The following is a 16290-nucleotide window of genomic DNA, read 5'->3' as shown; positions in this document are numbered from 1 at the left end:
CGGGCGAGATTGTAACTAGCATCGCCCTTGGATACAAGAGGTAATAGAACTTTAATTCACCGCTTGTTGCACTGTATCTGCTATTTGTTGTGCAAATTTGTCAACATCGGCTAAATTTTCACCTTCCACCATAACTCGAATGACTGGCTCTGTTCCTGATTTACGCATCAACACTCGACCCGTATCACCTAGCGCAGATTCAACGTCACGTACTGCTTGTTTAACTTGTTCACTCTCAAGCGGCTGTTGCCCTTCGCCAAAACGCACGTTAATCAATTTTTGCGGGTATTTGTCCATCCCTAGGCTTAATTCGTACAAGGACATTTGCGAAGTTTGCATCGCTCGTAATACCTGTAAGCCTGAAATAATACCGTCTCCGGTTGAGGTCATATGCAGGTTAATGATGTGTCCTGAACTTTCACCACCAATAAACCAGCCATTTTCTTTTAATAACTCCAGCACGTAACGATCGCCGACTTTACTTCTTAAAAATGGAATGCCAAGACGTTTAACGCCTATTTCCATGCCTAGGTTACTCATCACAGTACCTACAACCCCACCATGCATTTCTCCGCGTCGAAGTGCATCGCGCGCGATAATAAAGACCAGCTGATCGCCATCAATTACGTTGCCTTTGTGATCAACCATCATTAATCGGTCACCATCGCCATCGAGTGCGAATCCAACGTCTGCTTGGGTTTCTAGGACCTTTGCTTTTAATGCATTTAGTGAGGTTGCGCCACAGTTTAAGTTGATATTGACCCCATCTGGCGAGGTACCGATATCAATCACTTCTGCACCCAATTCACGTAGCACATTAGGCGCGATATGGTAGGTTGCACCATTGGCGCAATCTACAACAATCTTCAAACCTTTCAATGACATATCTGATGGATACCGGCTTTTACAAAACTCAATATAACGACCTGCCGCATCATCAATACGCTTTGCTTTACCTAATTTGCCTGATTCGACAATGCTCATTGGTTTGTCAAGCTCGGCTTCAATCGCTAATTCCAAGTCATCTCCGAGTTTTGTCCCATCTTTTGAGAAAAACTTAATTCCATTATCTTGATAAGGGTTGTGAGATGCACTAATTACAATACCTGCGTCTGCTCTAAACGTGCGACTTAAATACGCTATTGCGGGTGTTGGCATTGGACCTAATAGGCCAATATTCACACCTGCAGCAGACAAACCAGACTCCAATGCAGATTCCAACATATAGCCTGAAATCCGCGTGTCTTTACCAATTAAAACCTTGTGCGTGCCTTGTTGCGATAATACACGCCCCACTGCCCAGCCTAATTTCAAGACAAACTCTGGGGTAATAACGCCTTTCCCAACTTCACCTCGTATTCCGTCGGTGCCAAAATATTGTTTATTCATTTTATATCTCCTTAACCGTAGCTTGATATACAGCTAAAGCGTCTGCCGTTTCAGCTACATCATGTACTCTGATTATTCTTGCACCGTTTAATGCGGCTATGGTTGCGCCTGCTATACTCGCAGCTGTTCTATTGTGTGGTGGCCGACCGGTTACTGCTCCGAGCATAGATTTGCGCGATAAACCGGCTAACAGCGGAACACCTAATTCTTTAAATTGAGAAAATTGCGCCAGTATTTGATAATTATGCTGCACGGTTTTACCAAATCCAAAACCCGGATCCAATACGATCCGCTCTAAATTTATTCCGCTATTTAGACAACTTTGCATGCGCTGATTTAAAAACGTTTTAACTTCACTGATGACGTCTGCGTAAGCAATATTATCTTGCATATTGATTGGATTACCACGCATGTGCATGAGACATACCATTACATCTGAAGCTGCGATTGTCTCAATCGCGCCCTCTTCTGCCAGTGCTTTTACATCATTTATCATGTCAACACCGACCGCGATGGCTTCTTTCATCAAGCCTGCTTTGTATGTATCTACCGAAATTGCAACATCAAATTCTTTGCGCAGCGCTTCTATAACAGGTATGACGCGCTCAATTTCGAGCTCCAAAGGCACATATTCTGCACCCGGGCGCGTAGACTCTCCTCCCACGTCAATAATATCTGCACCATCTTCAATCAGTTTTGCAACACGCTTTAGCGCTTGGTCTAATGCATTATATCGCCCACCGTCACTAAAACTATCCGGTGTCAAATTGACAATACCCATTATAAGCGGGCTTTCTTTCGATTTTAATAAGGATTGAATTTTCATCTAATACTTTTTAGGTGAGAAGTGAATAACCCCGCTGTGCGGGGTTATTGATGGAGCTTATTTAGCAGGAATATCGTCAGTAGACGCGTCTACCTTTTTTTCACTGTCTGCGTTTTGTTCTTTACTATCTTTATCGCTATTATCACCACCAGATTGTCCGGTAGGCGGCTTGTTATCTTTATTCCAATCTTGCGGCTCTCGAACTTCTGTTCTAGCCATTAGATCGTCTATTTGCTTAGCATCGATAGTTTCATATTTCATTAATGCATCTTTCATTGCATGTAGAATATCAATATTTTCCGTTAACAGTTTTTCAGCTAGCTTATAGTTTCTATCCAACAAGCCTTTAATCTCACTATCGATAGCCTGTGCTGTTTCATCTGACATGCTTTTCGACTTAGATGAACTGCGACCCATGAAGACTTCGCCTTCTTCATCAGCATACAAAATGGGTCCTAGTGCGTCAGACAACCCCCACTGAGTCACCATTTTGCGCGCTATCTCGGTTGCCCGTTCAATATCATTTGAAGCGCCTGTTGTGACTTTATCCATACCATAAATAATTTTTTCAGCTAAACGGCCGCCATACAAACTGGCAATCATACTTTCTAAATGCTGTTTACTATGGCTGACTCTATCCTGTTCAGGCAAGTACATTGTTACCCCTAATGCGCGCCCTCTCGGAATGATGCTGACTTTATAAACCGGATCATGCTCTGGCACTAAGCGTCCAACTATCGCATGGCCTGCTTCATGATAGGCGGTCATTTCTTTTTCAGCTTCGCTCATCACCATGGATTTGCGTTCCGCGCCCATCATAATTTTGTCTTTCGCTTTGTCGAATTCATCCATTGCAACTAAGCGTTTGTTATTACGTGCAGCAAACAAGGCCGCTTCATTTACTAAGTTAGCCAAATCAGCACCTGAGAAACCCGGTGTACCACGCGCTATAACAGATGCATCGACATCATCACCTAAAGGTACTTTACGCATATGGACTTTTAAAATTTGCTCACGGCCACGGACATCCGGTAAACCGACTACAACCTGTCTATCAAAACGACCAGGGCGCAATAATGCTGGGTCAAGAACATCCGGTCGGTTTGTCGCCGCAATGACAATGATACCTTCGTTGCCTTCAAAACCATCCATTTCAACTAACATTTGGTTAAGAGTTTGCTCACGCTCATCATGACCACCACCCAGTCCAGCGCCACGCTGACGCCCTACCGCATCAATTTCGTCAATGAAAATAATACAGGGAGCTGATTTTTTCGCCTGTTCAAACATGTCTCGGACACGAGATGCACCAACACCAACAAACATTTCGACAAAGTCAGAACCTGAAATTGTAAAAAATGGCACTTTCGCTTCACCCGCTATGGCTTTAGCTAATAGTGTTTTACCGGTACCCGGCGGACCAACCATCAATACGCCTTTAGGAATTTTACCACCTAGTTTTTGGAACTTGCTTGGATCTCGCAGGTAATCAACTAATTCCACAACATCTTCTTTCGCTTCATCACAGCCGGCGACATCCGCAAAAGTAGTTTTAATTTGATCTTCACTCATTAAACGAGCTTTACTTTTACCAAAAGACATGGCGCCTTTACCGCCACCGCCTTGCATCTGGCGCATGAAAAAGATCCAAACTGCAATCAATAAAATCATCGGGAACCAAGAAATAAAAATAGTGCCCAATAAACTCGGCTCTTCAGGTTCAACCCCTTGCACACGCACGTCTTTATTTAACAGTTCATCTAAGATTTTGTCATCACGCATTGGAAAAACGGTTTCAAAGCGTTCCCCGGTGCGTTTTGTACCAACAATCACGCCAGTTGAAGGATCAATTTTGACTTCACGGATCATGCCTTGGTCTACTTCTTTGACAAAAGCGCTGTATTCTAATTTACGCTCTGCTCCACCTCCTGGAGAAAAGCTTTGAAAAACAGTCATTAACACTACCGCGATAACGACCCATAAAATTAAGTTTTTTGCCATATCACTCAAGACACTAACCTCTTTGTCGACTTAATATTTGAAACCGGATGCAACAAAATATACTTCACGAGACCGCCCTCTAGACGAATCCGGTTTACGAATTTTTACCTGACTAAACGCAGCCCTAACTTCTTTTAGGTACTCGTCAAATCCTGCCCCTTGGAAAACTTTGACCACAAATTTACCATTTTTCTTCAATACTTGGTTACACATATCAAATGCAAGTTCAACCAAATACATAGACCGAGCTTGATCCACAGTCTCATTGCCACTCATATTGGGTGCCATATCTGATAATAGCACATCAATATTCTTACCTTGTATACGTTCTAACAAGGTATTTAGCACAGATTCTTCTCTAAAATCTCCTTGTAAAAAATCTACGCCGGCAATTGAATCCATTTCCAAGATATCACACGCAATGACTTCACCTTTTTGACCAACGATATCCGCTGCATATTGGGACCAGCCACCTGGTGCTGCTCCTAAATCAACCACTTTCATCGCTGGACGAAATAATTTATCTTTTTTGTGGATCTCTTCGATTTTAAACACTGCTCTTGAGCGTAAGCCTAAACGCTGTGCTTTTTGTACGTATGGATCATCAAAATGTTCTTTTAGCCAGCGTTTACTGCTGGCTGATTTCTTTTTCTGCACCATTATAATTTGGTTTAGTTAGTAATACGCATTAGATGGCGTTAAAATACCGTAAATTCAAGCTTTGTCATCCAAAAAGTGAAATTATGAGTATATCAACGAAACAAAAACAATTTTTAAAGGCCCAAGCACACTCTCTAAAACCAATCGTTCAACTCGGAGCGAATGGCCTGACAGAAGGCGTGTTAGCGGAAATTGATTCTGCTTTAAACCATCACGAGCTCATTAAGGTTAAAATTCCAACCGATGAACGTGATTTAAAAAAGACAATCATAGACGCAATAGTGCGTGAAACACAAGCGTTTCAGGTGCAAACAATTGGTCATACTGTGATCTTATACCGTCCATCTGAAGACAATAAAATTGAATTACCTAAAAAGTAATCAATCTGCCTAAACAAAAAAAGCCGACTGAGTCGGCTTTTTGCTTTTTATCTAAGGTAGCTTAAATATATTCTACCTTTATTATTTCATACTCTACTTCATTCGCTGGCGTTTTTAAGGTAAAAGCATCATCGACTTCTTTACCTATCATTGCTCTAGCAATCGGTGAATTAACAGAAATTAAATTTTTCTTTATATCTGCTTCATCGTCACCCACAATGCGATAAGTCACTTCATCACCAGTGTCAACATTTTCAATGCTTACCGTTGCACCAAAAATAACACGACCATTGTTTGGCATCTTTTTGATGTCAATAATCTGTGCATTTGACAATTTAGCTTCAATTTCCTGAATTCGACCTTCGCAAAAACCTTGCTGCTCACGCGCAGCATGATATTCTGCGTTTTCTTTCAGATCACCATGCTCACGAGCATCCGCGATAGCTGCAATAATTTGCGGTCGCTTAACAGATTTCAAGTGGTCCAATTCTTTTCTAAGCGCTTCTGCACCTAGGACTGTCATCGGAAATTGATTCATAGTTGCACCTTTTTATGTAAAGCCTGAACAGAGTTTACTGATTTTCTGTCATCTGCTGCATGTGCCATACAAGTTGCGAATGCGGCATTTAACGTTGTTGTGTAGTTCACTTTATAACGTAATGCACCACGACGAATTGGCACAGAGTCAGCAATCGCCTGACGACCTTCAGTGGTATTCACTATGTAGTCGTACTCGCTGTTTTTGATGCGGTCAACGATGTGCGGACGACCTTCCGAAACTTTGTTGACAACGCGAACGTCAATACCTGCTGCTTCTAATAAAACAGCCGTACCTTTAGTTGCGTCTATCTTATAACCAATTTTTACCAACTCTTTCGCTAAATCGGCTACGCGCTTTTTATCACTGTCACGCACTGATAATAAAACACGACCGGTTTTTGGTACAGAATCACCCGCACCTAAACGCGATTTAGCAAATGCCTCTGCGAAGGTATCACCAATTCCCATAACCTCACCCGTTGAGCGCATTTCAGGGCCCAAGATAGGATCAACACCAGGGAATTTGTTAAATGGAATCACCACTTCTTTTACAGAGTAATAAGGTGGAATAATTTCCTTGTTAATACCCTGCTCTCTTAAAGTTTGCCCCACCATCACTCGAGCGGCGACTTTAGCCAACGGAATACTGGTTGCTTTAGAAACAAAAGGTACGGTACGTGCTGCTCGCGGGTTCACTTCAATAAGATAAATTTCATTATCTTTCACGGCGAACTGGGTATTCATTAACCCTACTACACCTAATTCTAATGCTAGTTTGCGTACCTGTTCACGCATTCCATCCTGAATTTCGGCAGTTAATGAATAAGGTGGTAATGAGCATGCCGAGTCACCTGAGTGAACACCTGCTTGTTCAATATGTTCCATGATGCCGCCAATAACCACATCTTGACCGTCACAAATCGCATCGATATCAACTTCAACGGCGTCATCTAAGAATCTATCCAACAAGACAGGCGATTCATTAGACACTTTAACCGCTTCATTTAGATAACGTTTTAAATCGTTTAGGTCATAAACGATTTCCATTGCACGACCACCTAACACGTATGAAGGACGTACCACTAACGGGAATCCTATATCGGCAGCTTTGGCGATCGCTTCTTCCATGGTTTTAACTGTTGCGTTAGGCGGCTGCTTCAGACCTAATCTATCAATAGCCTGCTGGAAACGCTCACGATCTTCTGCACGGTCAATTGCATCAGGCGAAGTCCCAATGATAGGTACGCCATTGGCTTCTAACTCACGTGCTAATTTAAGCGGCGTTTGTCCACCATACTGAACAATTACACCTTTAGGTTTTTCTAAACGAACGATTTCTAACACGTCTTCAAGTGTAACAGGCTCAAAATACAATCGATCTGAAGTATCATAATCGGTTGAAACAGTTTCGGGGTTACAGTTAACCATAATGGTTTCGTAACCATCTTCACGCAATGCCATAGAAGCATGCACACAGCAATAATCGAATTCGATACCCTGGCCGATTCTGTTTGGGCCACCGCCTAAAACAATAATCTTGTCTTTATCTGTCGTTTGCGCTTCGCACTCTTCGTCATAGCTCGAATACATATACGCTGTAGAAGTTGAGAACTCAGCGGCGCAGGTATCGACACGTTTATACACTGGGAAAATGTTTTGCTGATGACGCTTTTTACGCACTTCACTTTCGGCAACACCGATTAAATCAGCGATACGCTTATCAGCGAAACCTTTACGTTTTAAGCTATACAGAAAATCTTTGTCTAGACCCGCCATACCTTTTTCAGAAATGGTCTTCTCAGACAAGACTAAATCTTCAATCTGAACCAAGAACCAAGGATCAATTTTAGTAATGGCAAAAACATCATCTACCGACCAACCTGCTCTGAATGCATCAGCGATGTACCAAATACGTTCAGCACCTGGCTCTTTTAGCTCGTGACGAATCTTAGCTTTGGCATTTGCATCTGTAATATCAATAATTGGATCTAATCCACTTACACCGACTTCAAGTCCACGTAATGCTTTTTGTAAAGACTCTTGTTGGTTTCGGCCAATCGCCATCACTTCACCAACAGATTTCATCTGTGTGGTTAATCTGTCATTTGCACCGGCAAATTTTTCAAAGTTAAAGCGTGGGATCTTAGTGACAACATAGTCGATAGACGGTTCAAATGATGCTGGTGTTTTGCCACCTGTAATATCATTGTCTAACTCATCTAAGGTATAACCAACGGCCAGCTTAGCTGCGATTTTGGCAATTGGGAAACCTGTTGCTTTTGACGCAAGCGCTGATGAGCGAGATACACGCGGGTTCATTTCGATGATAACCATACGGCCATCTTCAGGGTTAATACCAAACTGAACGTTTGAACCACCGGTTTCTACACCAATTTCACGCAATACGGCCATCGAGGCGTTCCGCATGATTTGGTATTCTTTATCGGTTAAGGTTTGCGCAGGGGCAACAGTAATAGAGTCACCGGTATGAACCCCCATAGGGTCAAAGTTTTCAATCGCACAAACGATAATGCAGTTGTCCTTTTTATCACGAACAACTTCCATTTCGTATTCTTTCCAACCAATTAATGATTCATCAATTAATAATTCATTGGTTGGTGAAAGGTCTAAACCGCGCGTACAAATTTCTTCAAATTCTTCAATATTGTAGGCAATACCACCACCAGATCCACCCATAGTAAAAGATGGACGGATGATACATGGGAAACCAATACGTGATAACACGTCGTTAGCTTCTTCCATGCTGTGCGCTATTTCTGCACGAGGTGTTTCTAAGCCTATTGCTTTCATCGCTTTATCGAAGCGTTCTCTATCTTCAGCTTTGTCGATAGCGTCAGCTGTTGCACCAATTAACTCACAACCAAATTTTGCTAAAACACCATGTTTATCCAGATCTAAAGCACAGTTTAATGCAGTTTGCCCACCCATCGTTGGCAATACCGCATCTGGTCTTTCATCTTCGATAATTTTGGCGACAACTTCCCAGTGAATTGGCTCGATATAAGTTGCATCGGCCATTTCTGGATCAGTCATGATGGTTGCTGGATTCGAGTTAACTAAAATAACTCGATAGCCTTCTTCTTTTAAGGCTTTACAGGCTTGAGTGCCTGAATAATCGAATTCACAGGCCTGACCGATCACTATCGGCCCGGCACCTAAAATTAAAATGCTTTTTATATCAGTACGTTTTGGCATCGGCAGTGTCTCTATCTGGCTCGTTATTTGGATTTAGCGGCTTTAATTAGATCAATAAAATGATCAAATAAATCAGCGGCTTCATGCGGGCCCGGACTGGCTTCAGGGTGACCTTGGAAGCTAAAAGCCGGTTTATCTGTACGATGAATACCTTGCAAAGAACCATCAAACAATGATTTATGCGTTGCTTTTAGATTAGACGGTAAACTCGCTTCGTCTACTGCAAAACCGTGGTTTTGACTGGTAATCATCACTACACCTGATTCTAGATCTTGCACCGGGTGGTTAGCACCATGATGACCAAACTTCATTTTTTGAGTTTTTGCACCACTGGCTAGCGCTAACAATTGATGCCCCAAACAAATACCGAAAACAGGAATATCGGTTTCCAAAATTTGTTTAATCGCGTCAATCGCGTAATCACAAGGCTCTGGATCGCCTGGGCCATTGGATAAGAAAATTCCATCAGGGCTCATTGCTAAAACGTCACTTGCAGGTGTTTGTGCCGGGACGACTGTTAAATCACAACCGCGATCAACCAACATACGCAAAATATTACGTTTCACACCAAAATCGTAAGCTACAACTTTAAACTCTTTATTTTCTGGCTTTTGATGACCTTGACCTAACTGCCAAGTGCCTTCATCCCAGTTATAAGTTTCTTTAACTGTAACTTCTTTGGCTAAATCCATGCCTTTTAAACCTGGGAAAGCTTTCGCTGCGGCCAATGCTTTTTCAGCATCATCGCCCGCGATTAAGGTGCCATTTTGTGCACCTTTTTCACGTAAAATACGTGTTAGCCTACGCGTATCTATATCCGCTATGGCCACAATGCCTCGTTTTTTAAGATAGTCAGACAAACTATCTTGGTTACGAAAGTTTGATGCCACTAATGGCAAATCTCGGATGACCAAACCTTTGGCCCAGATATTGGTAGATTCTTCATCTTCTGAGTTCGTACCTGTATTTCCTATATGCGGATAGGTTAAGGTTACGATCTGCTCAGCATAGGATGGATCGGTTAATATTTCCTGATACCCTGTCATTGAAGTATTAAATACAACTTCACCAACAGACATCCCCTCAGCACCAATTGAAGTGCCCTTGAATACAGTACCATCTTCGAGTACTAACAAGGCGGTTTCAGCCAAAACGACCTCCTGAACATTAAAAAACGGGAGCTATTGGTAACAGCCACCCGTTTTCAGAATTCTTCGAATGCGATGTTTAAATCGCAGCATATAAATCTTGTCTATTTTAGATTAATTCTCACTTGTTGGCTATTAAAAATTCAAAAACTTATACAAATAAAGCTTTAATCACCAAAATCAACTAAACAAGACAAAACAAACAGTTTTACTTTAATCCCAGTACATCTTGCATATTATACAAAGCAACAGGTTTACTTGCTAACCAGTCCGCAGCGCGCACTGCGCCTTTAGCAAAAGTTAAACGGCTTGATGCTTTGTGTGTTATTTCAATGCGCTCGCCGATATCAGCAAACATCACAGTATGTTCACCTACTATGTCGCCAGCTCTGACTGTCGCAAAGCCTATTTCATCTCGCGGGCGCTCACCGGTATTGCCTTCACGGCCATACACCGCATTTTTATCTAAGTCTCGGCCAAGTGTTTCAGCTATCACTTCACCTAAAGCGAGCGCCGTACCTGACGGTGCATCTTTTTTAAATCTATGGTGCGCTTCCCAGATTTCAATGTCTGTATAGTCACCCATAACTTTGCTGGCGGTTTCTAATAGTTTAAACAAAAGGTTGACACCAACACTCATATTGGCCGCAAACACAACGGGGATTTTTTCACCTGCTGCTTTAACTTCTACGAGCTGCTCTTTACTAAACCCAGTTGTACCAATGACAATAGGTTTGTTGTTAGCAACACACCAACGGATGTTTTCAATACTGGCGTCCGGCAAAGTAAAATCAATGTACACATCAGCAGTTGCTTCATCTTGTTGGCAGATACTTGCAGGTAAACCCAACTTGCCGATGCCAGCGATTTCACCCGCATCAATACCGTGAAATGCACTTCCTTCTCGAACGAAGGCTTGTGCAATTTCAACTGCGTCATTTTGCTGGCAAGCTTCAATGAGGGCTCGCCCCATTCTGCCATTGCTTCCAAAAATACCGATTTTTGTCATTTTTATTTACCCAATTCTATTTATTGCGCGCATTGTAGTCTTTGTGTCACAGTTTTCAAATTTTAGGCACTAAAATTTCTTTTAATGACGCATATTCACGACCCCCTAATCTTGCAATCGGGTCAATTTTCAACACATCCGTTTTGAGTCTTTGTTTGTCATCCAGCGAAATAACTTCATCTGCAATATAAATCTGTTTTATTTCGACAAACACTAATGTTTGCGGTTTATCGCCTATTTCCGTTGTCTGGTATAACTCACAGCCAAAAGCAATTGGGCAGGCTTTTACTCGAGGAAGCTCGAATCCATCAAAATCAGCCAACTCAATATTATAGTGTTCAATTTCAGATTCATCTGCCGGTAAACTGTTAGCGCTTTGTTGCATCTGGTTTATTTGCTGAGCGCTTGCGATATGTACAACACATTTTTGCTGGTAATTAAAATTTGCAATAGAATCTTTTATTTCACCGTTCGGTTTTTTACCTGCAGAATACATTAGTAAAGGCGGCTCACTGCTTACTGCGTTGAAATAAGAATAAGGTGCTAAATTATAGTGAGCATTCTGATGTTGTGTCAGCACCCAAGCAACAGGCCGAGGCACAATGGTTTGCGTCATTAAATGATAAACTTCACTCGAATTTAAACTTGCCATATCTATTAACATAAAATCTCCTGATTTCGCCTAAGCACCAAATAAGTGCAAACACCCTAAATGCGTGCGAAACTTTTCAACTGGCTAAATGATTCTAATTATACCTTAATGCGGGTTAAACTATATAAATAAAGGGATACAGCTTGTTAATCGATATTGGCACGCTTAATGCTTTCATTAGATAGCAGGAGTTCAATTAAATTGAACCGGCAACACAAAGCTAAACAGATGACTAGGGTTCCGGCTTGACTTATCAAGTGACTGGTCCGAGAGTTGTCAACCTAGCTGCATTAGAATTAATCACATCGATGTTTTTAATTTTTATGTTTGCGTAAGCAAAGGTTACACGGCGGGATAAAAGCCCGGGAGGTTCAATTTAATTAGACCTCCTGTGCCCAGAATCCGTGTAAACTTTGGAGAACGCGACATGAAAACGATAAAAATACTCACTTTAATCCTCGCATTATTTAGTAGCACCAACGCTTTAGCAAAAGACAAATTTTCAATCTGCTGGTCAATTTATGTTGGTTGGATGCCATGGGAATATGGTGACAGCTCTGGCATTATCAAAAAATGGGCTGACAAATACGATATTGAAATCGATGTTGTGCAAATCAATGACTACATAGAATCAATTAATCAATATACCGCGGGTCAGTTTGACGCTTGTAGTATGACCAACATGGACGCATTAACCATACCGGCAGCCAGCTTTGTTGATAGCACAGCGCTCATTGTCGGTGATTTCTCAAATGGCAACGATGGTGTCATTTTAAAGGATAAAAAGACACTCAGTGAGATAAAAGGCCAGCAAATCAATCTCGTTGAACTCAGCGTATCGCATTATTTATTGGCAAGAGGTTTAGAATCAATTGGTTTATCTGAGCGAGACGTCGATGTAGTCAATACATCGGATGCCGACTTGGTTGCCGCTTATTCTACCCAAGATGTCACCTCAGTTGTTACTTGGAACCCACTTCTTTCTGAAATCGAAAAACAGCCTAGTGCCCATAAAGTGTTTGACTCATCCAATATCCCAGGTGAGATCATTGACTTGATGGTGGTCAACACGGAAACGCTAAGCGCAAACCCTAACTTTGGTAAAGCGCTCGTCGGTGCCTGGTATGAAATCATGAGTACAATGTCTAATGATGCTGTTTTAACGCACATGGCGAAAGCTTCCGGTACTGATTTAGCGGGTTACAAGTCACAATTGGCCAGCACAAAGATGTTTTATCAGGCAAAAGATGCGGTTTCTTTCACTAAAGACCCTCAACTCAGCAAAACGATGAAGTATGTCGCTGAGTTTTCTTTTAAACATGGGTTATTAGGCGATGGTGCTCCAGACGCTGGGTTTATCGGTATCGAAACACCTACTGGTGTGTTTGGCAATCCGGCCAACATAAAACTACGTTTTGATCCTAGCTTTATGCAAATGGCCGCTGACGGCAAACTATAAAGATACTAACTTATGAAAAAGTTAATGAATATAGAGCCATCGCGTCCACTTAAAGGTTTTTTGGCTCTGTTACCTTTTGTTTTAATTTTGATGCTGTATTGGTCAGCATCAAATGAAAGGTTGGCAGAAAACCCTTACGACAAGCTGCTTCCAAGCTTTAGTCAAATATCGGATGCAGTTGAACGCATGGCATTTACGGAAGACAAACGTAGTGGTGAATACTTATTTTGGGTCGATACGGGTGCAAGCATGTACCGTATTGGCCTCGGTATCGGTATTAGTGCCATGCTTGGTTTATTGCTTGGCATGTTGTCTGGCCTTTTACCTGTCTTCCGGTCGGGCTTTTCACCACTGATCACCATTGTATCTTTGATACCGCCGATGGCGGTACTCCCTATTTTATTTATCAGCTTCGGCTTAGGCGAACTTGCTAAAGTGATGCTAATTATTATTGGCACAGCGCCTGTTATTATTCGGGATGTTCAAGGTCATGTGCGTCAATTACCGTCAGAAATTCTGATCAAGGCACAAACTTTAGGTGCGTCTACTTGGTTGGTTGCCATTCGAGTGGTGTTACCACAAATCATGCCCCGCCTGATTGGTGCCGTTAGATTGTCCCTAGGTACCGCCTGGCTCTTTTTAATTGCGGCAGAAGCGATTGCCGCCCAGGAAGGTTTAGGTTATCGGATATTCTTGGTACGACGCTATATGTCTATGGATGTGATCCTGCCTTATGTTATATGGATAACCACGCTGGCATTTGTCATGGATTTTAGCTTACGCAAACTGTCCGAACTGTGCTTCCCTTGGTATCACCATCAGGAGGCTGGCAAATGAGTTTTCTGACAATTGATGATGTTTGGAAGTCCTATGCTGATGTGCAAATCCTTGAACGGCTCACACTCAAGGTTGAACAAGGTGAGTTTGTCTCTATGGTTGGCGCTTCTGGCTGTGGTAAAACCACCTTGTTGAAAATGATATTAGGCAGTGAGCAGCCTACGCGGGGGCGAATACAGCTTGAAGATCAGCCTATTTCGCCTGAACCAAACCAAGCCCGTGGTATTGTTTTTCAGAAATACTCTGTGTTCCCACATCTAAGTGTTTTACAAAATGTCATGATTGCAGACGAGTTTACCGCAGCGCGCTTTCTGGGTCGGACTTTTGGTAAACAAAAACAACAAATTGCCGACAAAGCGATCGGTTTTATCGAAGCTGTTGGTTTGTCACATGCAATTCACAAATATCCACATCAGTTATCAGGCGGCATGCAACAACGTCTGGCGATAGCACAAGCGTTAATGAAATCCCCCAAGATTTTATTGCTCGACGAACCATTTGGCGCGCTTGACCCGGGTATTCGCAAAGATATGCATCAACTCATACATAAAGTATGGAAAGAAAATAATCTGACCATTTTTATGGTGACGCATGACATTCAAGAAGGGTTCGAGTTGGGCTCGCGACTTTGGGTCTTTGACAAAGTGCGCCACGACCCGCAGGCCCCAACCGCGTATGGTGCACAAATCACCTACGACTTAGCGCTTAACAGCGAAAAACAACAACAGGCGGGTCAAACTTTAGCTAAAAAATATGCAAAAAAGGTCGTTAACTTATGATTTTATATCAAGATACTCTACCAGCAGGTAAACACTGGTCAATGCGAATGCGCCGTGGCACCAGCTTGCGTTTAATAGACAAAACAGGCAGTGCGAACATAGGGGTGTTATTTTACAATCCGGAAAATCTACTGGAGCGTTACAACGCACCGGATACATTAAAGTGCCAGCACACTTTAAAATTAACTAAAGGTCATTGTTTATATTCAGATATGGGACGCATTTTTTGCGCTATTACAGAAGATAGTTTTGGATGGCACGACACCATAAGTGGCAACAGCAACAAAACCCTCGTCGAAAAAAAATGGGGTAAACGCGACTACCAGCACGACAGAAACAATTGGAAACAAAATGGTTATGACGCATTTCTAGTAGAAGCGGCTAAATATGGCCTTGGCAAACAAGATCTGGCGGCCAACTTAAACTTATTCAGCAAAGTTGAACCAGATGGTGAAGGCGCACTCAGCTATAGTGAAGCACAATCTAAAGCTGGAGACTTTATCGAGCTGCGTTTCGAAATGGACACCTTGGTGTTGTTACATACTTGCCCGCACCCACTAAACAACTCTGAAAACTACCCAGATTTTGCAGTGGAATATCAAATCCGCCCGTCGGCCCCCATTACCGAAGACGATCTTTGCAAAAACGGGTGCGCTGAAAACCAACGGGGTTATGAAAATAACCGTTTGTATCATCTGGGTCTGTAAGGAGTTTATCATGATCAAAACAAGTCAATTAACCACTGAACAAGCACTGAATCGTGAAATCGTTGAAGCGGGAGACTATTACTTAAAAGTTGTCAAAAAAGGTCAGACGATACGAATTTTAGATTTGAAAGGTAATCAAGCCGCTGACACATTATTTTATAACGCAAACGATATTAGCGAGCGATACAGTGCAACCGACACCATACGTGAGCAGGGTAATGTTTATTTATCGGCTGGCAGCACCTTAATGTCGAATGAATGCAACCCAATGCTCAAAATTGTCGCTGATACCTGTGGTCGTCACGATACTGTCGGTGGTGCGTGCGCAACAGAGAGCAATACAGTACGTTATGCATTGGAAAAAAAATGCATGCACGCCTGTCGTGATAGCTGGTTGTTAGCCATTGCCGAAAACCAAGAATTGGGCTTGAACAAAAAAGATATCACCCACAACATTAACTTCTTTATGAATGTACCGGTAACCACTGACGGCAAATTAACTTTTGCAGATGGTATCAGTGGCGCAGGAAAATATGTTGAGTTAGAAGCCTTGATGGATGTCATCGTACTGATTTCTAATTGTCCTCAATTAAATAACCCTTGCAACGCGTACAACCCAACACCGATTGAAGTATTGATTTGGGCTTAGCTATTAAGCGCTTAAGCGCAAAACAAAAATTGATTAGT

The 16290-nt window shown here is 42.2% G+C and carries 15 protein-coding genes and 1 riboswitch; of the genes, 6 read left to right on the top strand and 9 right to left on the bottom strand.

Annotated features, from left to right (window positions below; all coding sequences use genetic code 11):
* Positions 1 to 51: 51 nt before the first annotated feature.
* From glmM to rlmE, 4 genes are read right to left on the bottom strand one after another with little or no spacing between them, the layout of a single operon-like run.
* Entirely contained in the window at positions 52 to 1389 is a 1338-nt protein-coding gene (glmM, locus tag FNT16_RS10845; protein WP_143871601.1) for a phosphoglucosamine mutase, read from the bottom strand.
* Position 1390: 1 nt separating this feature from the next.
* Positions 1391 to 2215 (bottom strand): dihydropteroate synthase, encoded by an 825-nt coding sequence (folP, locus tag FNT16_RS10840; RefSeq protein WP_143871600.1) that lies wholly within the window; start codon positions 2213 to 2215, stop codon positions 1391 to 1393.
* Positions 2216 to 2272: 57 nt separating this feature from the next.
* Positions 2273 to 4225, bottom strand: coding sequence for an ATP-dependent zinc metalloprotease FtsH (gene ftsH / locus FNT16_RS10835; protein ID WP_143871599.1), 1953 nt, complete (start codon positions 4223 to 4225; stop codon positions 2273 to 2275).
* A 21-nt stretch (positions 4226 to 4246) separates the two neighbouring features.
* On the bottom strand, positions 4247 to 4876 hold the full coding sequence (gene rlmE / locus FNT16_RS10830) for a 23S rRNA (uridine(2552)-2'-O)-methyltransferase RlmE (protein ID WP_143871598.1): 630 nt from the start codon (positions 4874 to 4876) through the stop codon (positions 4247 to 4249).
* 83 nt (positions 4877 to 4959) lie between these two features.
* Between rlmE and yhbY the strand changes: the two genes are divergently transcribed.
* On the top strand, positions 4960 to 5256 hold the full coding sequence (gene yhbY / locus FNT16_RS10825; protein WP_143871597.1) for a ribosome assembly RNA-binding protein YhbY: 297 nt from the start codon (positions 4960 to 4962) through the stop codon (positions 5254 to 5256).
* Between the two features lie 61 nt (positions 5257 to 5317).
* Here the strand turns inward: yhbY and greA are convergent, their stop codons facing one another.
* The 5 genes from greA to FNT16_RS10800 all read right to left on the bottom strand — a co-directional run bounded on the left by greA (position 5318) and on the right by FNT16_RS10800 (position 11833).
* Complete coding sequence (greA, locus tag FNT16_RS10820; RefSeq protein ID WP_143871596.1) at positions 5318 to 5794, bottom strand: transcription elongation factor GreA; 477 nt, start codon at positions 5792 to 5794, stop codon at positions 5318 to 5320.
* Positions 5791 to 9012 carry a carbamoyl-phosphate synthase large subunit gene (gene carB, locus FNT16_RS10815; protein ID WP_143871595.1) on the bottom strand — a complete coding sequence of 1074 codons (3222 nt, stop codon included), beginning with the start codon at positions 9010 to 9012 and terminating at the stop codon, positions 5791 to 5793. Before carB ends, greA begins: the two co-directional genes overlap by 4 nt.
* Before the next feature lie 23 nt (positions 9013 to 9035).
* Positions 9036 to 10163, bottom strand: a complete 1128-nt coding sequence (gene carA / locus FNT16_RS10810) for a glutamine-hydrolyzing carbamoyl-phosphate synthase small subunit (protein WP_143871594.1) — start codon at positions 10161 to 10163, stop codon at positions 9036 to 9038.
* A gap of 205 nt (positions 10164 to 10368) precedes the next feature.
* Complete coding sequence (dapB, locus tag FNT16_RS10805) at positions 10369 to 11169, bottom strand: 4-hydroxy-tetrahydrodipicolinate reductase (protein ID WP_143871593.1); 801 nt, start codon at positions 11167 to 11169, stop codon at positions 10369 to 10371.
* A 55-nt stretch (positions 11170 to 11224) separates the two neighbouring features.
* Positions 11225 to 11833: a flavin reductase family protein gene (locus FNT16_RS10800; protein ID WP_143871592.1), complete on the bottom strand. Its 609-nt coding sequence runs from the start codon at positions 11831 to 11833 to the stop codon at positions 11225 to 11227.
* A gap of 209 nt (positions 11834 to 12042) precedes the next feature.
* Positions 12043 to 12192: riboswitch (guanidine-I (ykkC/yxkD leader) on the top strand.
* Between the two features lie 56 nt (positions 12193 to 12248).
* Between FNT16_RS10800 and FNT16_RS10795 the strand changes: the two genes are divergently transcribed.
* The 5 genes from FNT16_RS10795 to FNT16_RS10775 are packed head-to-tail and all read left to right on the top strand — an operon-like array spanning position 12249 to position 16252.
* Positions 12249 to 13280 (top strand): putative urea ABC transporter substrate-binding protein, encoded by a 1032-nt coding sequence (locus FNT16_RS10795; RefSeq protein ID WP_143871591.1) that lies wholly within the window; start codon positions 12249 to 12251, stop codon positions 13278 to 13280.
* A gap of 12 nt (positions 13281 to 13292) precedes the next feature.
* The gene (locus FNT16_RS10790) at positions 13293 to 14117 is read left to right on the top strand and encodes an ABC transporter permease (protein ID WP_143871590.1); all 825 of its coding nucleotides are present in this window, start codon (positions 13293 to 13295) and stop codon (positions 14115 to 14117) included.
* Positions 14114 to 14896, top strand: coding sequence for an ABC transporter ATP-binding protein (locus tag FNT16_RS10785; RefSeq protein ID WP_143871589.1), 783 nt, complete (start codon positions 14114 to 14116; stop codon positions 14894 to 14896). Before FNT16_RS10790 ends, FNT16_RS10785 begins: the two co-directional genes overlap by 4 nt.
* Positions 14893 to 15603 carry an urea amidolyase associated protein UAAP1 gene (locus FNT16_RS10780; protein ID WP_143871588.1) on the top strand — a complete coding sequence of 237 codons (711 nt, stop codon included), beginning with the start codon at positions 14893 to 14895 and terminating at the stop codon, positions 15601 to 15603. Before FNT16_RS10785 ends, FNT16_RS10780 begins: the two co-directional genes overlap by 4 nt.
* 10 nt (positions 15604 to 15613) lie before the next feature.
* Positions 15614 to 16252 carry an urea amidolyase associated protein UAAP2 gene (locus FNT16_RS10775; RefSeq protein WP_143871587.1) on the top strand — a complete coding sequence of 213 codons (639 nt, stop codon included), beginning with the start codon at positions 15614 to 15616 and terminating at the stop codon, positions 16250 to 16252.
* The last annotated feature ends 38 nt before the right edge of the window (positions 16253 to 16290 follow it).

The sequence above is a fragment of the Catenovulum sediminis genome, from assembly GCF_007289895.1.
GTDB lineage: Bacteria > Pseudomonadota > Gammaproteobacteria > Enterobacterales > Alteromonadaceae > Catenovulum > Catenovulum sediminis.
Note: the sequence above shows the minus strand (reverse complement) of the source record. Positions and strands in the feature narration are given on the sequence as shown.

Excerpts from the sequence above, each read along its gene's own strand:
- glmM (WP_143871601.1), bottom strand. The coding sequence starts at position 1,389 with ATGAATAAACAATATTTTGGCACCGACGGAATACGAGGTGAAGTTGGG.
- folP (WP_143871600.1), bottom strand. The coding sequence starts at position 2,215 with ATGAAAATTCAATCCTTATTAAAATCGAAAGAAAGCCCGCTTATAATG.
- rlmE (WP_143871598.1), bottom strand. The coding sequence starts at position 4,876 with ATGGTGCAGAAAAAGAAATCAGCCAGCAGTAAACGCTGGCTAAAAGAA.
- yhbY (WP_143871597.1), top strand. The coding sequence starts at position 4,960 with ATGAGTATATCAACGAAACAAAAACAATTTTTAAAGGCCCAAGCACAC.
- greA (WP_143871596.1), bottom strand. The coding sequence starts at position 5,794 with ATGAATCAATTTCCGATGACAGTCCTAGGTGCAGAAGCGCTTAGAAAA.
- carB (WP_143871595.1), bottom strand. The coding sequence starts at position 9,012 with ATGCCAAAACGTACTGATATAAAAAGCATTTTAATTTTAGGTGCCGGG.
- dapB (WP_143871593.1), bottom strand. The coding sequence starts at position 11,169 with ATGACAAAAATCGGTATTTTTGGAAGCAATGGCAGAATGGGGCGAGCC.
- FNT16_RS10800 (WP_143871592.1), bottom strand. The coding sequence starts at position 11,833 with ATGTTAATAGATATGGCAAGTTTAAATTCGAGTGAAGTTTATCATTTA.
- FNT16_RS10795 (WP_143871591.1), top strand. The coding sequence starts at position 12,249 with ATGAAAACGATAAAAATACTCACTTTAATCCTCGCATTATTTAGTAGC.
- FNT16_RS10790 (WP_143871590.1), top strand. The coding sequence starts at position 13,293 with ATGAAAAAGTTAATGAATATAGAGCCATCGCGTCCACTTAAAGGTTTT.
- FNT16_RS10785 (WP_143871589.1), top strand. The coding sequence starts at position 14,114 with ATGAGTTTTCTGACAATTGATGATGTTTGGAAGTCCTATGCTGATGTG.
- FNT16_RS10780 (WP_143871588.1), top strand. The coding sequence starts at position 14,893 with ATGATTTTATATCAAGATACTCTACCAGCAGGTAAACACTGGTCAATG.
- FNT16_RS10775 (WP_143871587.1), top strand. The coding sequence starts at position 15,614 with ATGATCAAAACAAGTCAATTAACCACTGAACAAGCACTGAATCGTGAA.